Genomic DNA, 237 nt, shown 5'->3' with positions numbered 1-237 from the left:
TGCATAAGGCAGCGCGGAAGTGACAAGGATTTTGCGTGTCATTGTTTGTGCTTTTAAAAAAAATGTATAAAGTTGTGGTGAATTATACCGAAAAACAATACGCAAAGGCCGTCTTAAACCCGATTGCCGGTGTTTCAGACGGCCTTTTTATACTTAGCAGAAAGATTAAGAACTTTCGATTCGGTTCAGCATCTTCGCTTACTAAATCAACATCCCGCGCGATTGGGATTGCGCCAA

The 237-nt window shown here is 41.8% G+C and carries 1 protein-coding gene; it reads left to right on the top strand.

The annotated features are described in order from the left end of the window. Positions 1-35: 35 nt before the first annotated feature. Positions 36-237: hypothetical protein (locus tag ACTHS4_RS12575; protein WP_440366054.1), on the top strand; the 202-nt coding region annotated here is incomplete at its 3' end.

Origin of the sequence: Neisseria sp. P0014.S009 (genome assembly GCF_051958155.1) — a bacterium.
Classification (GTDB): Bacteria; Pseudomonadota; Gammaproteobacteria; order Burkholderiales; family Neisseriaceae; genus Neisseria; species Neisseria flavescens_C.
The sequence above is the reverse complement of the archived record's forward strand: the minus strand, read 5'-3'. Positions and strand labels throughout refer to the sequence as shown.